The following is a 19650-nucleotide window of genomic DNA, read 5'->3' as shown; positions in this document are numbered from 1 at the left end:
CTGGCCGGTAGATTCGGACCTCATGAGCAAGCCACGCGTCGCGGTCGTTTTCGGGGGTCGCAACTCGGAGCACGCCGTCTCCCTCATGGGAGCCGGTAGCGTTCTGGAAGCGATCGACACCACCAGATACGAGGTGATCCCCATCGGGATCGCCCAGGACGGGCGGTGGGTGCTCGCGGCCGGTGACCAGCGCTACGCCATCGAGGGCGGGGAACTGCCCACGGTGGACACCTCTGGCGCCGCCCTGGCGCTGCCGTCCGGGGAGAGCACGCTGGTGGCCTACGAGCCCGGCGCCATCCCCGTCGAGCTGGGCTCCGTCGACGTGGTCTTCCCCGTCATGCACGGCCCGTTCGCCGAGGACGGCACCATCCAGGGCCTGCTGGAGATGGCCGGGGTCCGCTATGTCGGCTCGGGCGTGCTGGCCAGCGCGGTCGGTATGGACAAGGCGTACATGAAGACGGTTTTGGCCGCCGAGGGGCTGCCGGTCGGCCGCTACGTGGTGGTCCGCGAGCGCGACTGGCGGCTGGAGAGGGACCGGGTGGTCAAGGAGGTCGAGGAGCTGGGCTGGCCGGTCTTCGTCAAGCCCGCCCGCGCCGGGTCCAGCCGGGGCATCTCCAAGGCGCACGATCGCGCCTCCCTGGAGGCGGCCGTCGAGCTGGCCCGCGAGCACGACCCCAAGGTGCTGGTCGAGGCCGCGATCGTGGGCCGGGAGATCGAGTGCGCGGTGCTGGAGTCGCTCGGCGACGAGCGCCCGGCCGCGTCCCTGCCCGGCGAGGTGCTGGTCGAGGGCGGGCAGGAGTTCTTCGACTTCGAGGCCAAGTACTACCCCGACCAGATGTCGCTGTCGGTGCCCGCCGACCTGCCGGCCGAGAAGGCCGAGGAGATCAGGGCGATGGCCGTGCGCGCGTTCGAGGCGCTGGGCTGCGAGGGGCTGTCGCGGGTCGACTTCTTCTACACCGCCGACGGCCGGATCCTGCTCAACGAGATCAATACCATGCCCGGCTTCACCTCGCTGTCGGTCGCGCCGCAGCTCTGGGCGGCGACCGGGCTCAGCTACGCCGAGCTGGTCGAGCGGCTGCTGCAGCTCGCCCTCAGGCGCTCACCCGGCCTGCGGTAGGGCCTGGTTGATCGGCGCGGCCAGGTCCACCAGCACGCTGGGCGCGGTGTGGCTGCGCGCGATCGTCACCTCGACGTAGGCGACGCCGGTGATGGCGGTGAACAGGGTGGGGGTGGTCGGATCGGCGTACCAGCCCACCCCGTTGATCTCCGAGAGCTGGTCGGTGGGGGCCATCCGCTGTGGGCGCGGCACACCGCAGCGCAGCGCGATCTCCGCCTCACCCCACACCGCGACGTACGGTGAGGCGGGCGTCGTCTCGCCCTTGGCGGCGCCGTCGAGGGTCCGCGGCAGCAGCCCGCCGAGCTTCTCACAGGCCGCCGCCGCCGCGCCCTCGGGCTCCGGCGGCGTGATCTGTACGGCACCGCCGCACCCCGCCAGGGCGAGAACCAGCAACAGGACGGCAGCGCTCGACTTCATGCTCAATGACCTACTAGATGTGAACGATGGGGCACGTAAGCGTACGCGTGATCCCCTCCACTCCCTGAATCTGGGCGACGACCAGCTTGCCCAGCTCATCCACGTTGCGGGCTTCGGCGCGCACGATGACGTCGTAGGGGCCGGTCACGTCCTCCGCCTGGGTGACCCCGGGGATCGCGGAGATCTCGGTGGCCACCGTGGCGGCCTTGCCGACCTCGGTCTGAATAAGGATGTAGGCCTGCACCATTACGTCCTCCTGGGCGATTGGATCACGCCGAACGGCCACCGTACCCTGTGGGCAACTGGAGGTGTGTCATCACAGTCGGAGATCTAGGCGAATTCGTTGTAGTAGCGCGTATAACCGGACGTCTGCCGCAAGGGGCGAGCGTGCTGCTCGGCCCTGGAGACGACGCCGCGGTGGTGAACGCCCCCGATGGACGCGTCGTAGTGTCAACGGACCTTTTGCTTGAGGGTAGGCACTTTCGCCGCAATTGGTCCAGCGCGTACGACGTGGGCAGGAAGGCGGCGGCGCAGAATCTTTCTGACATCGCCGCTATGGGCGCGGTTCCCACGTCACTGGTGGTCGGGCTGGGGCTCCCGGCGGATCTGCCCGCCGAGTGGGTGGACGGGCTGGCCGACGGGTTGCGTGATGAGTGCGCGGTGGTGGGGGCCAGTGTGGTCGGCGGGGATGTCACCCGCTGTGACCTGGTGGTGCTCGGTGTGACCGCGCTGGGCGACCTGGGCGGGCGTGCCCCTGTGACCAGGTCCGGGGCCCGTCCCGGGCAGGTCGTGGCCGTCACCGGGCGGCTTGGGCATGCCGCGGCGGGGCTGGCCCTGCTGGAGGCCGGGCTGGAGGGGGAGGCGGTGGACGCCCATCGGAGGCCGCGTCCGCCGTACGACAAGGGGCCTGAGGCGGCGGAGCTCGGGGCGAGCGCGATGCTCGATGTCAGCGATGGGCTGGTGCAGGACCTGGGGCATCTGGCGGAGGCCGGCGGGGTGGGGATCGAGCTCGATCCCGCGGCGTTTCCGCTGGGCGAGGCGGTGGTGGCGGCGGCGAAGGAGCTCGGGGCCGATCCGCTGGACTGGGTGCTCGCGGGCGGGGAGGACCACGCGCTCGCGGCGGTCTTTCCCGCCGATGTACGGCTCCCGGCGCACTGGACGGTCGTGGGCCGGGTCGTGGAGGGCGAAGGTGTGCAGGTCAGAGGGCGGGTGATCGAGCTTAAGGGCTGGGATCACTTCCGACAGTGAGATGTCCCACTTGCCCGATAAAGGTAGATACTCAGGTGAAAGCTGTGACAAGCGCGTAGTAAAGATGTTATGAAGATGGGCGGCCAATGTACCCGGCAGAAAGGGCAGTCATGGGCCGCCACGGCACTGGTGGATCAGAGAACTCGCGTAAACGGGGGAGTCGCAGGTCCGAAGACGCTCAGGAGGCGGACTTCCGTACCGCCACCGACCCCGCCGCGACGTGGTCCCTTCCGCTTGACTCCGCTTCACAGAACCCGGTGACCACCGGGGCTTTCATGGTTCAGAACCCGCCCGAGAGCGGCCCCTGGCAGGCCGCGGACCCGTCCGCCGATCCGCACAGGACCGGCGCGTGGGCCCCGGCGCCCCAGGCGCCGCCGGGGGGCGACCCTCATCAGACCGGGGCCTGGGCGGCGGCTCCCGTCCCGGCCGACCCGCCGCAGCCGGGCTGGCCCCTGCCGCCCGACCAGATCGAGGTGACCGGCCAGTGGGCCCCGGCCCCGCCGCTGCCGCCGCACCGCGCGGCCGACCCCGACAGCGGCTCCAAGCCGTACGACGCCCGGGATCCCTACGGCTCCACGGCCGTCTTCGGCGCGCCCACCCCGCTCGACGCGCCGGACGCCCACGGCGCGACCGCCGCCTTCGACACCCCGGGCGGACCGCCGGGCCCCGCGGACCGGCTGGTCGCCGGCGGGCCCACGACGGCCATGGCGTCGCCCTCGTGGGACGACGACGACCGGCCGGCCGAGACGGGATTCCTCGGCTCGGGATGGTCCGACGACGACGCGAGCTGGGCGGAGGACGACAAGGGCGACGGCAAGGGGTCGCGCAGGAGGCGTGGCCGCCGTCGTCCGCCGTCCCCCGACGGTGAGTGGGCCGACGAGCGTGCCCCGGGCGGCAGGAGCCGCATGGCGCTGCTGGCCGTCGCCGCCGTCGCGGTCGTGCTGGGCGGTACCGTCATCGGCGTACGCCTGGTGAGCGGCGCGGGGGACACGCCCGAGAAGTGCGAGGGCAGCGCCTGCGCGGTGATGTCCTCCAACCAGCCCTCGCCCGGAGTGAGCGGGCCGCTCGTGGAGGAAGAGGAGGAACCGGCCGAGGAGCCCGTGGAGGCCGATCCGTCGCCCACCAAACAGGAACCCACCACCACGGCGCGTACGCCACGCCGTACCGTCGCGCCTCAGCCCACCCCCACCCGCACCAGGAAGCAGACGGCCAACCCCACCCCCGAGCCGAAGGCGACCGAGGTGTCCGACCCGGACCCGTCGCCGGAGTCGAGCGAGACCCCCTGGACCGGCCCGGACATGGACAAGGGAGGCGACGACGGCGGCTCCGCCACGGTGGCGCCGCCGGTGCAGGAGCCGACCACGCCGGTCCAGCCGCAGAGCATGAACGTGGGCGGCGCCGCGGTGAACGTCGGGTTCGACGTGGTCAACAACCAGCTCGCCGGGTACACCGCCGAACTGCGGGTCGCCAACGCCTCCACCGCGCCGCTGCCGGGCTTCGAGCTCAGCCTGCCCGTCGGCGGCGAGATCCTGGAGGTCGACGGCGCGGAGTGGCGTCAGGACGGCGGAACGCTGGTCCTCGAATCGATCGACGAACTCGCCGAGGGCGCCCGCCTCCAGGTCACGATCCACGCGTACGGCGAGGCCGCGCCCCCCGCCACCTGCGAGCTGTCCGGCGGGAAGTGTGCCCTCGCCTGAGTGGTTGGATGGGGACATGACCGTTTCGACCCCTCCCCGCGTCCTCACCGTCGCCGGCTCCGATTCCGGGGGCGGCGCGGGCATCCAGGCCGACCTGAAGACGATGCTCGCGCTCGGCGTCCACGGCATGAGCGTGATCGCCGCCGTCACCGCGCAGAACTCCCTGGGCGTCCAGGGGTACTGGGAACTGCCCGCCGAGGCCGTACGGGCCCAGCTCGACTCGGTGCTCGGCGACATCGGCGCCCAGGCGATCAAGACGGGCATGCTGGCCTCGCCGGTGCTGGTGGAGACGGTGGCCGAGGCGCTGGCCGGGGCGGGCGCGCCCGTGGTGGTGGATCCCGTGGGCGTGTCCAAGCACGGCGACCCGCTGCTGGCCCCCGAGGCGGTCGACACGGTGAAGACCCGGCTGCTGCCGGTCGCGACCGTCGTCACGCCGAACCTGTGGGAGGTGGAGCAGCTCACCTCGGTCAAGGTGGAGGACGAGTCCGGCCTGCGCAAGGCGGCCGACGCGATCCTGGAACTCGGACCCGCCTGGGCGCTGATCAAGGGCGGCCACCTGCCCGGTGAGCCCGTCGACCTGCTGACGGACGGCGAGCGGGAGTACCGCTTCACCGCCGAACGCCACGACAACCGCCACACCCACGGCACCGGCTGCACCCTGGCCTCCGCGATCGCGTCCTACCTGGCCCTGGGCGAGACCGTCCCCGAGTCGGTGCGCCTGGCCAAGGTGTACGTCACCGGCGCGATCGCCCATGGCTACCCGCTGGGCGCGGGCATCGGCCCGGTGGACCACGCCTGGCGCTGGCGCTGACCCCTGGTCTCGGGCAACGCGAAAGCCCGGCCCCCAGGAGAGGGCCGGGCTTCGCGAAAGTCCTGAACTAGCGGGTGACCTTGCCCGCCTTGATGCACGAGGTGCACACGTTCATCTTCTTCGGCGTGCCGCCGACGACCGCGCGGACCGTCTGAATGTTGGGGTTCCAACGACGACGGGTGCGGCGGTGGGAGTGGGACACGTTGTTGCCGAAGGTCGGCCCCTTGCGGCAGACATCGCAGACGGAAGCCACGGTTCGCTCCTTATTACGGTCGAAGAAGCCCCCCTGTCCGCGATCTGATCCGGCGGAGGGCATGCCGGGACAACCGGCTAGCCAGAAAAGGATATCCGATCCACACGGGTGGGTGCCAACGTGAAGCCGCCGAGGGCTGCCTGCGGCATCCCGGCGAACAGGGATATTCTCCTCCACAACGGTAGCGCATCGGGGGAGGTCGGAGCGCGCGTATGGAGGTTCTCGACCCGCTCGCGGTACGCCGTTGGGCCAGGCTGACGGCCGACACCCTCGGCCGGGCCAGAGCGGAGATCGACGCGCTCAACGTCTTCCCCGTCGCCGACGGCGACACCGGCACGAACCTCCACCTGACCATGCTGTCGGCCGCCGAGGCGGTCGAGTCCCTGCCCGACGACGTGGACGCCGCCGTGGTCTGGCAGACCCTGGCGTACGGCGCGCTGGTCGGCGCCAGGGGCAACTCGGGAGTGATCGTCAGCCAGGCGCTGCGCGGTCTGGCCGAGGTGTTCAAGGCAGGCGACGGCTCGGCGGCCGATTTGGCCGGCGGCCTGGTGCGGGCGGCGGCACTGGCCAGGGCCGCGGTGGCCAGGCCGGTCGAGGGCACGGTCCTGAGCGTCCTGAGTGCCGCGGCCCAGGCGGCGCGGGAGACCGGAGACGCCCCGGCTCAGGCGCCGGCCGGGCTGGGCATGGTGGCGCGGGCGGCGGCCGAGCAGGCAAGGGCGGCGCTCGGGCGCACCCCCGAGCAACTGGATGTGCTGGCCCGGAGCGGGGTCGTGGACGCGGGCGGGGCCGGTCTGGTGATCATCCTGGAGTCGCTCGCGGCGGTGATCACGGATTCCTACAGTCAGCGCCACGACGTGCCCGCCCCGACCGCGCGGATCACGCCGACGTCCGGGCCGGAGGCGGGGTACGAGGTGATGTACCTGCTCGACGCCGAGGACGACGCGGTCGCGAGGCTGCGCGGTGAGCTCGACGGGATGGGCGACTCGCTGGTGGTCGTCGGCGGCGAGGGACTGTGGAACGTGCACGTGCACGTCGACGACGCCGGACCGGCCATCGAGGCGGCGATGCGCGCCGGACGGCCGCACCGGATCAGGGTCACCTACCTGGCCGCGCCGGAGCGCACGCACCGCGCGAGCGACCGCAGGGGCGTGGTCGCCGTGGCGGCGGGCGACGGGATCGCCGCCCTGTTCGAGGAGTGCGGGGCGGTGGTGGTGCGCAGGGAGCCCGGGGCGAGCCCGCCGCTGCCCGCGCTGCTGGCCGCCATCCGCGAGGCGGGCAGCGAGGTGGCCGTCCTGCCGAACGACGAGGGCGTCCGGGCGGTCGCGGTCGCCGCCGCCGAGATCGCCCGCGAGCACGGCACCGCGGTGAGCGTGCTGCCCACGAAGGCGACCGTGCAGGGGCTGTCCGCGCTGGCCGTACACGATCCGCTGCGCCGGTTCGACGACGACGTCGTCGCCATGACCGACGCGGCCGGCCACACCCGCCACGGGCACCTCACGGTCGCCGACCGGGTGGCCTTCACCAGCGCGGGCCTGTGCCGGCCGGGCGAGGTCCTCGGCCTCATCGACGGGGACGTCGCGGTGATCGGACCGGGCCTGCCCGAGGTGGCCGTCCAACTCGTGGAGATGATGGTGGCGGGCGGCGGCGAACTGGTCACCCTGGTCACCGGCGATCAGGCACCGGTACGGCTGGCCGAGGCGGTCGAGGACCACCTGCGCGCGACCAGGCCCGAGGTGGAGCTCGTCGTGTACACCGGCGCGCAGGCCGGTTACCCGCTGCTCATCGGTGTCGAGTGAATTCTGTCGCCCGAAGACGGTAGAACTGGTCTACGTGAGCGAGCGTACGCAGAGCCGTTTCGACGAGCCCCTGACCAAGGCGCTGGATCCGAAGACGGCCAAGCTGCTGACCGGGGTGCTGGACCTGCGCACGGTCGGCGACCTGCTGCGGCACTACCCCCGCCGCTACGCCGAGCGCGGCGAGCTGACCTCGCTCGACTCGCTGGAGGTCGACGAGCACGTCACCGTGGTCGGCGAGGTCACCAGGATGATGCGCAAGCCGATGCGCAACCGGGGCGGCACCTGGCTGGAGGTCGAGGTCGTCGACGGCGACCGCAACAAGATCTACCTGTCCTTCTTCGGCAAGGGCTCGCACGTGGCCGAGGCGCGGCTGAAGACCGGGCGGCGCGGCATGTTCGCCGGCAAGGTCGGCGCGTTCGGCTCGTCGGCGAACCGGCGCTGGCAGCTCTCGCACCCGGAGTTCGAGCTGTTCGAGGAGAGCGAGGCGAGCGCGGCCGAGTTCGCCGTCGCGCCGGTGCCGATCTACCCGGCGGGCAAGGACCTGACGCCGTGGGCGATCAGGCGCGCGATCGGGGTCGTGCTCGACACCCTCGGCCCGCTGGAGGACCCGCTGCCCGCCACGCTGCGGACCCGCCACGGCCTGCCGGGGCTGGGCGACGCGCTGGAGGCGATCCACCGGCCCAGGGACTTCGGCGACGTGCAGCGGGCGCGCAAGCGGCTGAAGTTCGACGAGGCGTTCGTGCTGCAGGCCGTACTGCTGCAGCGCAGGCAGGCCGCGGTCGCCTGGCCGGCCAAGGCGCGCCCGCGGCGGGCGGGCGGGCTGCTGTCCGACTTCGACGGGCGGCTGCCGTTCACGCTGACCGAGGGGCAGAGCGCGGTGGGCGAGGAGATCGCCGGCGACCTGGCCCGCGAGCACCCCATGCACCGCCTGCTGCAGGGCGAGGTGGGCGCGGGCAAGACGATCGTGGCGCTGCGCGCGATGCTGCAGGTGGTGGACGCGGGCGGGCAGGCGGTGCTGCTCGCGCCCACCGAGGTGCTGGCCCAGCAGCACCACCGCTCGATCACCGCGATGCTGGGCGACCTGGCCGCCGGCGGCATGTTCGGCGGCACCGCGGTGGCCCTGCTGACCGGGTCGATGGGCACGGCGGCGCGCAGGTCCGCCCTGCTGGACGCGGCCTCGGGCACGGCCGGCATCGTCGTCGGCACGCACGCCCTGCTGCAGGAGCACGTGCAGTTCGCCGACCTCGGCCTGGTCGTGGTCGACGAGCAGCACCGGTTCGGCGTGGAGCAGCGTGACGCGCTGCGCGAGAAGGCCGGGGGAGGGCGCCCGCACGTGCTGGTCATGACGGCGACGCCGATCCCGCGTACGGTCGCGATGACCGTCTTCGGCGACCTGGAGGTCTCCACGCTGTCCCAGCTCCCGTCGGGGCGCGCGCCGATCACCACGCACGTGGTGCCCGCCGCGGAGAAGCCGCACTTCCTGGAGCGCACCTGGGAGCGGGTGCGCGAGGAGGTGGGGCTGGGGCGGCAGGCCTACATCGTCTGCCCGCGCATCGGCGACCTGGAGGGCGACGAGGGCGACCTGTCGGCCGCCGACGACGAGCGCAGGCCGCCGCTGGCGGTGCTGGAGGTGGCCGAGATGCTGGCCGGCGGGCCGCTGCACGGGCTGCGCGTGTCGGTGCTGCACGGCAAGCTGCAGCCCGACGAGAAGGACGCGATCATGCGCGCGTTCACCAAGGGGGAGGTGGACGTGCTGGTCGCGACCACGGTGATCGAGGTGGGGGTGGACGTGCCCAACTCGTCAGTGATGATCATCATGGACGCGGACCGGTTCGGGGTCTCCCAGCTGCACCAGTTGCGCGGGCGGGTGGGGCGGGGCGGGTTGCCCGGGTTGTGCCTGCTGGTGTCCGACTTCCCGGAGAACACGCCCGCGCGGGCCAGGCTGGACGCCGTCGCCGCCACACTCGACGGGTTCGAGCTCTCCCGGGTCGACCTGGAGCAGCGCAGGGAGGGCGACGTGCTGGGCGCGGCGCAGTCGGGCAAGCGCTCGTCGCTGAAGATGCTCCAGTTGCTCCGCGACGAGGAAGTGATCGTGACGGCCCGTGAGGAGGCCGAGGCGCTGCTGGCGGACGACCCGGACCTGTCCGCGCATCCCGCGCTGAACGCCGAGATCACCCGCCTGCTGGCGGACGACCGGGCCGAGTATCTGGAGAAGACCTGATCGCGGGCGAGGCCCGGATGGCCTCGCCCTGCGAGACGCCCTTCTGAAAGCCCAGCGGCGGGGACGGCCTCCCCCCGAATGCCGTCCCCGGCTGGGCCCATCTCCCGGGTCAGGTGCCGAGAGAACCGGCGTGCGGAAGGGCTCACGATCACGCCGGTCGGCCTTCGTGTGGGTCACCTCGAAGGCCGCAAGACTCATCATGCGGGCCGTCCGGGGTGATGGCTACGACCCTTGCGTATTCGAGGGCGACACTTGGCCACTCTTGACCTGCGATGACATGCGTAAGAATGGGGCGCATGACGCGGATCATCGCCGGGAGCGCGGGTGGGCGGCGGCTGGCCGTTCCGCCGGGGCGCGGGACGAGGCCTACCAGTGACAGGGCAAGAGAAGGGATCTTCTCGACCTTGGGCTCGCTGCACGGGCTGGACGGGGCCCGGGTGATGGATCTGTACGCCGGTTCGGGGGCGGTCGGCCTGGAGGCGCTGTCGCGGGGGGCGGCGCACGCGCTGCTGGTGGAGTCGGACGCCAAGGCCGTGCGCACGATCAAGGCGAACGTGTCGGCCCTGGGGCTTCCGGGCGCGCAGGTGGTGGCCGACCGGGTGGAGCGGGTGCTGGGCAAGCCGTGCGAGGAGCCGTACGACGTCGTCTTCGCGGACCCGCCCTACGTGGTCACCGGCGGGCAGGTGACCGCGGTGCTGGAACTGCTGCGCGACAACGGCTGGCTGGCCGAGGACGCGCTGGTCGCCTTCGAGCGGGAGACCAGGGGCGACGACCTCGCCTGGCCCCCGGGGTATATGGGAGAGAGGGTCCGTCGTTATGGTGAAGCGTCCGTTTGGTACGGTCGCGCCGCCGGGAACCCGTAGACCTGGGCCAGAAAATGGGAGGCGTCTTGCGCCGCGTAGTCTGCCCGGGGTCGTTCGACCCCATCACCAACGGTCACCTCGACATCATCGGCCGGGCTGCCCGGCTGTACGACGAGGTGACGGTCGCCATCCTGATCAACGTGGAGAAGAGCAGCCTGTTCACCGTCGACGAACGGGTGGACATCCTCAACACCGTCACCAGGCAGTACGACAACGTGCGGGTGGAGAAGTTCCACGGCCTGCTCGTCGACTTCTGCCGGAGCAACGACATCCCCGCGATCGTCAAGGGGATCAGGGTGGTCAGCGACTTCGACTACGAGTTGCAGATGGCTCAGCTCAACTATCGGCTGTCCGGCGTTGAGACATTGTTCATGCCGACAAATCCGGAATACTCTTTCTTGAGCTCAAGCAGGGTGAAAGAGATCGCCCGCTACGGCGGAGATGTCTCGGGACTTGTCCCCGACTTGGTGCACAAGCTGCTCGTCGAGCGTCTCAGGGGCTGACCGGCGCCTGGTATCGTGTCTACTCGGCCTTGTACGACGGCGACGTTTCGCCATGCCTAGCGAGAGCAGGATGACTCAGCACCTCGACCCCCGCGCCCCGTGGGTGATCTCCACCCATGACCTGGGCAGACGGCCTGGGTCGATGCGCCAGATGACTCTGACCCTCCCGGCATCGGCAGATCTCGGCGTCGACATGATCGGCGTTCCCAAGGACGCCGAAGTCGAGCTGGATCTCCGGCTCGAAGCAGTGATGGAAGGCGTGCTCGTCTCGGGCACGGCGCAGGCCCCGCTCAGCGGGGAGTGCGGGCGGTGCCTCGACCCGTTGACCTCTGAGATCGAGGTCAACCTGCAGGAGCTGTTCTTCTACTCCGCCGAGGACGCCTCGGAGGACGACTCACTGCTCGACGGCGAACTGCTCGACCTCGAGCCGACGTTCCGCGACGCGGTGGTGCTCGCACTGCCGTTGAGCCCCGTCTGCAGGGAAGACTGCCCGGGGCTCTGTGTGGAATGCGGGGTCAAGCTGGCGGAAGCCGGCGACGACCACCGGCACGAGAAGATCGACGCTCGCTGGGCGTCGTTGCAGGGCCTGGTTTCCGAGAACAATAACGATCAGGAGAGCTGACGTGGCCGTCCCGAAGCGGAAGATGTCGCGGAGCAACACCCGCTCCCGCCGCGCCCAGTGGAAGACGACTGCTGTCGCGCTGGTGAGCTGCCCTCAGTGCCGCTCGCCGAAGCAGCCGCACATCGCGTGCCCCAGCTGCGGCACCTACAACCGTCGTCAGGTTGTCGAGCCGTCTGCCTGATCACGCCATGAGTTGACGTGATGCCGACCGGGTGCCATTGTGCCCCGGTCGGCGTTACCGTCTCAGGTGCGTGTGGCGGCGGTTCGCCCGCGGCCGTGGTGGACGCCGGGGCTCGCCCCCGACGCCCACCACGTTTTCGGGCATCTCTCAGTTCCTTCGCCTGCGCGCCCTGCCGTGACGGAAAGAGAGAGGTCCGAGGAGGAAGTCGTGGGCGCAGGTCCTAAGCCGGTGGCCGTGGAGGTCGCCAGGGACGAGCTGGAGCGGGTGCTGTCCGCAAGGCTCGACCCGGACATTCTTGAGCGGGCGCTGACGCACCGCTCGTACGCGTACGAGAACGGTGGCCTGCCCACCAACGAGCGCCTGGAGTTCCTGGGCGACTCGGTGCTGGGGCTCGTCGTCACCGACACCCTCTACCGCAACCATCCCGACCTGCCCGAAGGCCAGCTGGCCAAGCTGCGGGCCGCGGTGGTCAACATGCGCGCCCTCGCCGACGTGGCGCGCACGCTCGGGCTCGGCCGTTTCATGCGGCTCGGCAGGGGCGAGGAGGGCACCGGCGGCCGCGACAAGTCGTCGATCCTGGCCGACACCCTCGAAGCGCTGATCGGCGCCGTCTACGTCGACATGGGCCTGGACGAGGCGTTCCGGGTCGTGCACCTGCTGTTCGACCCGCTGATCACCCGTTCGGCCTCGCTGGGCGCCGGTCTCGACTGGAAGACCTCGCTGCAGGAGCTCACCGCCTCCGAGGCGCTCGGCGTGCCCGAGTACCACGTCGAGGAGAGCGGGCCCGACCACGCCAAGTCCTTCACCGCCGTCGTGCGCGTCGGCGGCGAGGCGTACGGCTCGGGCAACGGGCGCAGCAAGAAGGAGGCCGAGCAGCAGGCCGCCGAGGCGGCCTGGACCCGCATCAGGGCCCGCCGCGAGCAGCGCGAGAGCCAGCCGGCGGGCTAGGTGCCCGAGCTTCCGGAAGTCGAGGTCGTCCGCCGTGGCCTCGCGCAGTGGGTCACCGGGCGGACGATCTCGAAGGCCGAGGTCCTGCATCCGCGCGCGATCAGGCGGCATCTGACGGGCGCCGACGAGTTCGTCAGGCGCCTGGCCGGCCGGATGATCGCCTCGGCCGAGCGGCGCGGCAAGTACCTCTGGCTGCCGCTGGCCTCCTCCGAGGAGGCGATCCTGGCCCACCTGGGCATGAGCGGCCAACTCCTCGTGGTCGAGCCTGACTCGCCCGCGGAGAAGCATCTGCGGGTGCGCCTGAGCTTCGAGGACGGCGGCCCCGACCTGCGCTTCGTCGACCAGCGCACCTTCGGCCACGTGATGCTGACCGCGATGGTCGGCGGCGTCCCCGAGCCGATCGCGCACATCGCCCCTGACCCGTTCGAGGCCGCCTTCGACGAGGCGGAGTTCGCCAGGCGGCTGCGCGCCAGACGCACCGAGATCAAGCGCGCGCTGCTCGACCAGTCGCTGATCAGCGGCGTCGGCAACATCTACGCCGACGAGGCGCTCTGGCTGGCCAGGCTGCACTGGGCCAGGCCCACCGAGACGCTGACCAGACCGAAGATCACTGAATTGCTGGCGGCGGTCCGCGAGGTCATGGGCGCCGCCCTCCAGCAGGGCGGCACCTCCTTCGACAGCCTGTACGTGAACGTCAACGGCGAGAGCGGCTACTTCGACCGCTCCCTGGAGGTGTACGGCAGGCGCGACCAGGCGTGTTCCCGCTGCGGCACGCCGATCCGGCGCGACCCGTTCATGAACCGCTCCTCCTACAGCTGTCCCCGATGCCAGAGGAGGCCACGATGAGCGTCCGGCTGACCGCCTGGGCCCGGGGCCGGGTCCAGGGTGTGGGTTTCCGCTGGTGGACCAGGGCCAGGGCGCTGGAGCTCGGTCTCACCGGCTGGGCGCGCAATACCGCCGACGGCCGGGTGGAAATAGTTGCGGAGGGCTCAGAAGAGGCCTGCGTCAAGCTGCTCGGCCTGCTCAGAGGTTGCGACACCCCTGGCAGGGTGGATGGAGTGGTGGAAAGATGGAGTGAAGCCCGAGGTGGCCTGGAGGGCTTCGCGGAGCGATAGCCGCTTCCCTTAAACCCTCCAAATAGGGTATAGTTATGTCCCGAGAGTGCCCAACGGTAGGCCCAGGCGGAGCGTTCGACTTGACCGCCCACACTGCCGGTGCGACTCTTGTTAGGTACCACGCGCACCCCTCCCGCGGAACAGAAGTGCGCGAACCAGTCTGGTCACTCAGCGTGGAGGACCCTTTACCATGGCGAAGGCTCTACTCGGCCACGTCGGCGGTCCTGACCCTCGGATGGTCTCGGAGATGCGCCGCCTGCAGCAGCGAATCCGGGACCTGGAGGCAGAACTCATCCGACTCCAGGCCCAGAATGACGCTCTTGCGGCGCAGACCCGCGACGAGGCGTTCAGTCGCTTGCAGGAGCGCGAGCCGGCTCTCACCTGAGAGGTCGGAACGCAACATCCAGGGACGTCTCGGAGAGGCGTCCCTCGCTATTTGCCCCGATAAGGGGCTTTTCTTATGCACCCCTGACCGGAAGCGACTGTGTGCCAGCGGGAATCGCATGCTGCGCAGCGTACACAATCGGCCACGTTCCGGAAACCTTCTCTTGACGCGGCGGCCCGACACCCCCGCTCCACCGGCGAATGTCGGACAGGGCCAGTAGGCTTTCCGCAGTCGATTCGGGAAGGGGCGGTCTGTGTACTTGAAGACCCTCACCCTGCGCGGCTTCAAGTCCTTCGCCTCCGCCACCGCCCTGCGTTTCGAGCCCGGCATCACCTGCGTCGTGGGCCCCAACGGCTCGGGCAAGTCCAATGTCGTCGACGCCCTGGCCTGGGTCATGGGCGAGCACAGCGCCAAGTCGCTGCGCGGCGGCAAGATGGAGGACGTCATCTTCGCCGGCACCTCCAGCCGGCCGCCCCTCGGCCGCGCCGAGGTCACCCTCACCATCGACAACACCGACGGCGCGCTGCCGATCGACTACACCGAGGTGACGATCAGCCGCCTGATGTTCAGGTCCGGCCAGAGCGAGTACGCCATCAACGGCGACACCTGCCGCCTGCTCGACATCCAGGAGCTGCTGTCCGACTCGGGCATCGGCCGCGAGATGCACGTCATCGTCGGCCAGGGGCAGCTCGACGCCGTCCTGCACGCCGGTCCCGAGGACCGCAGGGCCTTCATCGAGGAGGCCGCGGGCGTGCTGAAGCACCGCAAGCGCAAGGAGAAGGCGCTCCGCAAGCTGGACGCGATGCAGGCCAACCTGGCCCGCGTCCAGGACCTGGCCACCGAGCTGCGCCGCCAGCTCAAGCCGCTCGGCCGCCAGGCGGAGATCGCCCGCAAGGCGGCCGTCATCCAGGCCGACCTGCGCGACGCCCGGCTGCGGCTGCTCGCCGACGACGTCGGCATCCTGCGCGAGACGCTGGAGCGGGAGGCGGCCGACGAGGCGGCGATCCTGGCCAGGCGGGCGCAGGTGGAGGCGGAGCTGGCCGAGGGGCAGCGGCGCGAGGCCGCCCTGGAGGCCGCCGAGGCCGAGGCGCAGCCCCGGCTGTCCGCCGCCCAGGAGACATATTTCACACTTTCCTCGCTGCGCGAGCGGATCACCGGCCTGGAGCAGCTCGCCGCCGAGCGGCACCGCCACGCGCTCGACGCCGCCTCGATCGAGCGGCGCGGGCGCGACCCCGAGGAGCTGGAGCGCGAGGCCGCCGAGGCGCGCGAGCGCGAGCGGGTCCTCACCGAGGAGCTGGAGCAGGCCCAGGAGGCGCTGGAGCAGGCCGTACAGCGGCGGACCGAGGCCGAGGAGGAGCTGGGCGCCGAGGAGCGCAGGCTGGCGCTTGCGGCGCGGGCGGCGGCCGACCGGCGCGAGGGCCTGGCCCGGCTGCGCGGCCAGGTCGACTCGGCGCGTAGCCGGGCGCGCGCGGCCGAGGAGGAGATCGGGCGGCTCACCCGGTCCGTCGAGGAGGCCGCGCAGCGCGCCCAGCGGGCCAAGGACGACTTCGAGGCCTCCGAGAGCGAGGACCCCGCCGCCGATCCCGCGCTGGCCGAGGAGCTCGCGGTCGCCGAGGCGACCCTGGATGCGGCCAGGGAGATCGCCGACGACGCCCGCCGCGCGGTGGACACCGCCAGGTCGGCCCTCGTCGCCCCCCGGACCTCCCTCCGCGCCGCCACCTCCGGCGTCGGTACGGCCCGCGCCGCCGACCAGGAGGCCCAACGAGCCGTCGCGGCCCTTCAGGCCCGGTGCGAGGCGCTGGAGATGAGCTTGGCCAAGGGCGCCGACGGAGGCGCCGCACTGCTCGGCGCCGGCCTCGACGGCCTGCTGGGCCCGCTGGCCGCCTCGATGACCGTGAAACCGGGCGCCGAACTGGCGATCGCGGCGGTGCTCGGCCCCGCGGCCGAAGCCGTCGCCGTCGCGTCGGTCCCGGCGGCCGTCGACGCCCTGGAGCACCTCAAGGCGAAGGAAGCGGGCCGCGCCACCCTGGTGATCGCGGCAGGGCCGGGAGCGGTCGCCGCCGCTGCGGCACCTCACGGGACGGAGTGGGCGGCCGGGCTGGTCGGGGTGCCCGGGGAGTTGCGCGGCGCGCTCGACCGGCTGCTGGCCGGTGTGGTCGTGACGGACGATCTCGACACGGCGCGGCGGATCGTCGAGGAACGCTCCGACCTGCGCGCCGTCACCCGGGGTGGCGATCTGGTGGGCGCTCACCTGGCCTCCGGCGGGTCCGAGGGCGGCACGTCCGTCCTGCAGGTGCGGGCCGCGCTCGACGACGCCGTCGCCGACCTGGAGGAGGCCCGCGAGCGGGCCGGGCAGACCGCCGCCGTCCTGGACGAGGCCACGGAGGCCGAGGTGGCCGCCCAGGCGGCCCTGGAGACGGCTCAGGCCCACGTGAACGAGGCACAGAGCGCCGCGGGCACCGCGCAGGCGGGCGTCAACGCCGCCCAGACCGCGCTCGACCAGGTCAGAGCCCGTCAGCGGGAGGCCGACCAGCGCAACGCGGCCGCCGCCAGACGGCTGGCCCAGCTCGGCGCCGCCGCCAAGGCCGCCGCCGACGAGCGCGAGCGCCTGGCCGCAGGCGTGAAGGCCGCGGAGGACGCCCGTGACGAGGGCCGCGAGCGGCTGTCGGAGCTGGAGATCCAGCTCGCCGAGGCGGAGTACGCCCAGGAGCTGGAGGCCGAGCCCACCACCGAGGTCCGCGACGAGCTGGCCGACCTCTGCCAGGTCGCCAGGCAGGCCGAGATGGAGGCGCGCCTGCAGGTGCGCACCGCCGAGGAGCGGGTCAAGGGCATCGCGGGCCGCGCCGAGGGCCTGCTGAACGCGGCCCGGCGCGAGCGCCAGGAGCGGCTGACCGCGGCGGCCCAGCGGGAGCGGCGCCGGAGGCAGGCCGTGGTCGCCGAGGCGGTGGCGCGCGGCGCCAGGCTGGTGCTGCGCGCGCTGGCCGGGTCGATCGAGCGGGCGGGCCGCGAGCGCGACGAGGCCGACCTGGCCAGGGTGGCCATCGACGCCGAGCTCAAGCAGGTCCGGGTGCGGGTGCGGGAGCTGACCCAGGAGCTGGACAAGCTGGTCAACCGGGTGCACGGCAGCGAGGTGTCCCGTACCGAGCAGCGGATGCGCCTGGAGCAGATCGAGCAGCGGGTGATGGACGAGTTCGGGGTCGAGGCCGGGGACCTGGTCGCCGAGTACGGCCCGCAGGTGGAGGTGCCTGGCGATCCGCCGGTGCCGTACGTGCGGGAGGAGCAGGAGAGGCGGGCGCGGATCGCTGAGCGGCAGATGACGCAGCTCGGCAAGGTGAACCCGCTGGCGCTGGAGGAGTTCGCGGCGCTGGAGGAGCGGCACGCGTTCCTGACCTCGCAGCTGGAGGACCTCAAGAAGACCAGGCGCGACCTGCTGACCGTGGTCAAGGAGGTCGACGACCGGGTGGAGCAGATGTTCTCCTCCGCCTACGAGGACGTCGCCCGCGAGTTCGAGCAGATCTTCGGCCGGGTCTTCCCCGGCGGGGACGGGCGGCTGATCCTCACCGACCCGTCCGACATGCTGACCACCGGCATCGAGGTGGAGGCCAGGCCGCCGGGCAAGAAGGTCAAGCGGCTGTCGCTGCTGTCCGGTGGTGAGCGGTCGCTGACCGCGGTGGCGTTCCTGATCTCCATCTTCAAGGCCAGGCCCTCGCCGTTCTACGTGATGGACGAGGTCGAGGCGGCGCTCGACGACACCAACACGCAGCGGCTGTTGCGGCTGTTCGAGGAGTTGCGGCAGAGCTCTCAGCTCATCGTCATCACGCACAACAAGCGGACCATGGAGATCGCCGACGCGCTGTACGGTGTCTCGATGCGCGGTGACGGTGTCACCCAGGTGGTCAGTCAGCGCCTGCGCGAACGGGAAACCGCCTAAAACAGACGTTCAGGGATCGTCATCAGAGGGTGGCACGGTGTGAGCATCCCGGGCTATCTGGAAAACTGGCCTCTTGTGACGGACTACCTCGGCATCATCGTGATCGTTGTCGTCGTCGCCCTGGTGGCGGCCGGCGGCATGTTCCTGCTGTTCCGGCCGGGTGGCAAGACCGCACCGCCGCCGGTCGTGCCGCCGCAGGAGCGCCCGCTACCGGAACAGGAGGCCAAGCAACCGGCTCCGGCCGGTGAGGAGGGCGAAGGGGCGACCACCACGCTGCCGCCCCCGGTCAAGCCCGCCGAGCCCGTCGTCGTCACCCCCGAGGTCGAGGTCCCGCCGCCGTCGGCGGGCCGGATGGTCCGCCTGCGCTCGCGCCTGGCCCGCTCGCAGAACGCCCTGGGCAAGGGCCTGCTGGAGCTGCTCTCCCGCGACCGCCTCGACGACGAGGTGTGGGACGAGATCGAGGAGAGCCTGATCGGCGCGGACGTGGGCGTCGCCCCGACCCGGGTGATGGTCGAGGAGCTGCGCACCAAGGTGAAGGTGCTCGGCACCCGCACCCCCGAGCAGCTGAGGGCCCTGCTGCGCGAGCAGCTTCTGGCCCAGGTGGGCCCCGAGCTGGACCGCACACTGCACGTGAAGCCGCACGGGGAGCGGCCCGCGGTGGTGCTGATCGTCGGCGTCAACGGCACCGGCAAGACCACCACCACCGGCAAGCTGGCCCGCGCGCTGGTGGGCGACGGCGAGAAGGTGGTGCTCGGCGCCGCCGACACCTTCCGCGCCGCCGCCGCCGACCAGCTCCAGACCTGGGGCGACCGGGTGGGCGCCGAGGTGGTGCGCGGCCCGGAGGGCGGCGACCCCGCCTCGGTCGCCTTCGACGCGGTGGCCAAGGGCATCGAGCAGAAGGCCGACGTGGTCATCGTGGACACGGCGGGCCGCCTGCACACCAAGACCGGCCTCATGGACGAGCTGGGCAAGGTCAAGCGGGTCATCGAGAAGAAGGCCACGGTCGACGAGGTGCTGCTCGTCCTGGACGCCACCACCGGCCAGAACGGCATGCGCCAGGCGCAGGTGTTCGCCGAGGTGGTGAACGTCACCGGCATCGCGCTGACCAAGCTGGACGGCACCGCCAAGGGCGGCATCGTCATCTCGGTTCAGCGTGAGCTGGGTGTTCCGGTGAAGCTGGCCGGGCTGGGCGAGGGCCCGGACGACCTGGCGCCCTTCGATCCCGAGGTCTTCGTGGACGCGATCGTCGGCGAGTGAGAGCGCTCCCTCTGGGCCAGAGTAAGGGGATGGATGGGGAAATGTCCCTTACCGGCCAGAGGCTTGTCGGTCGCCTGCTCCCGTGCTGGTATTGGGCGATCGTCTGCAATTGATCGGAAAGAGGGTTCATGAAGAAGGTTGTCGTCCACAAGCCCGGTACGATCAGACTGTCCGGTGCTGCGACTCCCAAGCACGCGGCCTGATCTTTCAGGCCCCGAGGCCGGCGCCATCGGTGAAGGCGCCGGCCCCTCTGCTTTTCTGGCGCACTGAGCACGGGAGCGAAGC

Annotated in this window: 19 protein-coding genes; 16 read left to right on the top strand and 3 right to left on the bottom strand. The window is 71.5% G+C overall.

The window, feature by feature from the left end:
* Positions 1-22 precede the first annotated feature (22 nt).
* Positions 23-1117: a D-alanine--D-alanine ligase family protein gene (locus ABZ911_RS26885; RefSeq protein WP_358061436.1), complete on the top strand. Its 1095-nt coding sequence runs from the start codon at positions 23-25 to the stop codon at positions 1115-1117.
* On the opposite strand, the gene ABZ911_RS26880 is transcribed toward ABZ911_RS26885, so the two are convergent.
* The gene (locus ABZ911_RS26880) at positions 1100-1534 is read right to left on the bottom strand and encodes a DUF3515 family protein (RefSeq protein ID WP_358061433.1); all 435 of its coding nucleotides are present in this window, start codon (positions 1532-1534) and stop codon (positions 1100-1102) included. The two genes, ABZ911_RS26885 and ABZ911_RS26880, sit on opposite strands and share 18 nt — an antisense overlap.
* A gap of 13 nt (positions 1535-1547) precedes the next feature.
* Positions 1548-1781 (bottom strand): Lrp/AsnC ligand binding domain-containing protein, encoded by a 234-nt coding sequence (locus ABZ911_RS26875; protein WP_358061429.1) that lies wholly within the window; start codon positions 1779-1781, stop codon positions 1548-1550.
* Positions 1782-1828: 47 nt separating this feature from the next.
* Between ABZ911_RS26875 and ABZ911_RS26870 the strand changes: the two genes are divergently transcribed.
* The 3 genes from ABZ911_RS26870 to thiD all read left to right on the top strand — a co-directional run bounded on the left by ABZ911_RS26870 (position 1829) and on the right by thiD (position 5290).
* Positions 1829-2782, top strand: a complete 954-nt coding sequence (locus ABZ911_RS26870) for a thiamine-phosphate kinase (RefSeq protein WP_358061426.1) — start codon at positions 1829-1831, stop codon at positions 2780-2782.
* 275 nt (positions 2783-3057) lie between these two features.
* The gene (locus ABZ911_RS26865) at positions 3058-4479 is read left to right on the top strand and encodes a hypothetical protein (RefSeq protein ID WP_358061423.1); all 1422 of its coding nucleotides are present in this window, start codon (positions 3058-3060) and stop codon (positions 4477-4479) included.
* A 16-nt stretch (positions 4480-4495) separates the two neighbouring features.
* Positions 4496-5290, top strand: coding sequence for a bifunctional hydroxymethylpyrimidine kinase/phosphomethylpyrimidine kinase (thiD, locus tag ABZ911_RS26860; RefSeq protein WP_358061420.1), 795 nt, complete (start codon positions 4496-4498; stop codon positions 5288-5290).
* Positions 5291-5357: 67 nt separating this feature from the next.
* Here thiD and rpmB read toward each other — a convergent pair whose 3' ends face one another.
* Positions 5358-5543 (bottom strand): 50S ribosomal protein L28, encoded by a 186-nt coding sequence (gene rpmB / locus ABZ911_RS26855; RefSeq protein WP_183656410.1) that lies wholly within the window; start codon positions 5541-5543, stop codon positions 5358-5360.
* 212 nt (positions 5544-5755) lie between these two features.
* Between rpmB and ABZ911_RS26850 the strand changes: the two genes are divergently transcribed.
* From ABZ911_RS26850 to ftsY, 12 genes are all read left to right on the top strand, one after another.
* Positions 5756-7339 (top strand): DAK2 domain-containing protein, encoded by a 1584-nt coding sequence (locus ABZ911_RS26850; RefSeq protein WP_358061417.1) that lies wholly within the window; start codon positions 5756-5758, stop codon positions 7337-7339.
* A gap of 34 nt (positions 7340-7373) precedes the next feature.
* A complete protein-coding gene (gene recG / locus ABZ911_RS26845; RefSeq protein WP_358061414.1) occupies positions 7374-9560 on the top strand; it encodes an ATP-dependent DNA helicase RecG in 2187 nt (728 codons plus the stop codon).
* Between the two features lie 296 nt (positions 9561-9856).
* Positions 9857-10423 (top strand): 16S rRNA (guanine(966)-N(2))-methyltransferase RsmD, encoded by a 567-nt coding sequence (gene rsmD / locus ABZ911_RS26840; protein WP_358061411.1) that lies wholly within the window; start codon positions 9857-9859, stop codon positions 10421-10423.
* 26 nt (positions 10424-10449) lie between these two features.
* Entirely contained in the window at positions 10450-10926 is a 477-nt protein-coding gene (gene coaD, locus ABZ911_RS26835) for a pantetheine-phosphate adenylyltransferase (protein ID WP_358061408.1), read from the top strand.
* A gap of 70 nt (positions 10927-10996) precedes the next feature.
* Positions 10997-11548 (top strand): YceD family protein, encoded by a 552-nt coding sequence (locus ABZ911_RS26830; RefSeq protein WP_358061405.1) that lies wholly within the window; start codon positions 10997-10999, stop codon positions 11546-11548.
* Position 11549: 1 nt separating this feature from the next.
* Complete coding sequence (gene rpmF, locus ABZ911_RS26825) at positions 11550-11729, top strand: 50S ribosomal protein L32 (RefSeq protein WP_358061403.1); 180 nt, start codon at positions 11550-11552, stop codon at positions 11727-11729.
* A 228-nt stretch (positions 11730-11957) separates the two neighbouring features.
* The gene (rnc, locus tag ABZ911_RS26820) at positions 11958-12677 is read left to right on the top strand and encodes a ribonuclease III (RefSeq protein ID WP_358061729.1); all 720 of its coding nucleotides are present in this window, start codon (positions 11958-11960) and stop codon (positions 12675-12677) included.
* The gene (gene mutM / locus ABZ911_RS26815) at positions 12678-13523 is read left to right on the top strand and encodes a bifunctional DNA-formamidopyrimidine glycosylase/DNA-(apurinic or apyrimidinic site) lyase (RefSeq protein WP_358061400.1); all 846 of its coding nucleotides are present in this window, start codon (positions 12678-12680) and stop codon (positions 13521-13523) included.
* Entirely contained in the window at positions 13520-13792 is a 273-nt protein-coding gene (locus tag ABZ911_RS26810) for an acylphosphatase (protein WP_358061397.1), read from the top strand. Before mutM ends, ABZ911_RS26810 begins: the two co-directional genes overlap by 4 nt.
* 190 nt (positions 13793-13982) lie before the next feature.
* Positions 13983-14177: a hypothetical protein gene (locus tag ABZ911_RS26805; RefSeq protein WP_358061394.1), complete on the top strand. Its 195-nt coding sequence runs from the start codon at positions 13983-13985 to the stop codon at positions 14175-14177.
* Between the two features lie 253 nt (positions 14178-14430).
* On the top strand, positions 14431-18108 hold the full coding sequence (smc, locus tag ABZ911_RS26800) for a chromosome segregation protein SMC (protein WP_358061391.1): 3678 nt from the start codon (positions 14431-14433) through the stop codon (positions 18106-18108).
* Positions 18109-18183: 75 nt separating this feature from the next.
* A complete protein-coding gene (gene ftsY / locus ABZ911_RS26795) occupies positions 18184-19365 on the top strand; it encodes a signal recognition particle-docking protein FtsY (protein WP_358061388.1) in 1182 nt (393 codons plus the stop codon).
* The last annotated feature ends 285 nt before the right edge of the window (positions 19366-19650 follow it).

The sequence above is a fragment of the Nonomuraea sp. NPDC046570 genome (assembly GCF_040645915.1).
Lineage (GTDB): Bacteria > Actinomycetota > Actinomycetes > Streptosporangiales > Streptosporangiaceae > Nonomuraea.
The sequence above is the reverse complement of the archived record's forward strand: the minus strand, read 5'-3'. Positions and strand labels throughout refer to the sequence as shown.

Coding starts and splice junctions, on each gene's coding strand:
- ABZ911_RS26875 (WP_358061429.1), bottom strand. CDS start 1,781: ATGGTGCAGGCCTACATCCTTATTCAGACCGAGGTCGGCAAGGCCGCC.
- rsmD (WP_358061411.1), top strand. CDS start 9,857: ATGACGCGGATCATCGCCGGGAGCGCGGGTGGGCGGCGGCTGGCCGTT.
- ABZ911_RS26865 (WP_358061423.1), top strand. CDS start 3,058: ATGGTTCAGAACCCGCCCGAGAGCGGCCCCTGGCAGGCCGCGGACCCG.
- ABZ911_RS26880 (WP_358061433.1), bottom strand. CDS start 1,534: ATGAAGTCGAGCGCTGCCGTCCTGTTGCTGGTTCTCGCCCTGGCGGGG.
- ABZ911_RS26850 (WP_358061417.1), top strand. CDS start 5,756: ATGGAGGTTCTCGACCCGCTCGCGGTACGCCGTTGGGCCAGGCTGACG.
- ABZ911_RS26830 (WP_358061405.1), top strand. CDS start 10,997: ATGACTCAGCACCTCGACCCCCGCGCCCCGTGGGTGATCTCCACCCAT.
- ABZ911_RS26805 (WP_358061394.1), top strand. CDS start 13,983: ATGGCGAAGGCTCTACTCGGCCACGTCGGCGGTCCTGACCCTCGGATG.
- ABZ911_RS26885 (WP_358061436.1), top strand. CDS start 23: ATGAGCAAGCCACGCGTCGCGGTCGTTTTCGGGGGTCGCAACTCGGAG.
- thiD (WP_358061420.1), top strand. CDS start 4,496: ATGACCGTTTCGACCCCTCCCCGCGTCCTCACCGTCGCCGGCTCCGAT.
- ABZ911_RS26810 (WP_358061397.1), top strand. CDS start 13,520: ATGAGCGTCCGGCTGACCGCCTGGGCCCGGGGCCGGGTCCAGGGTGTG.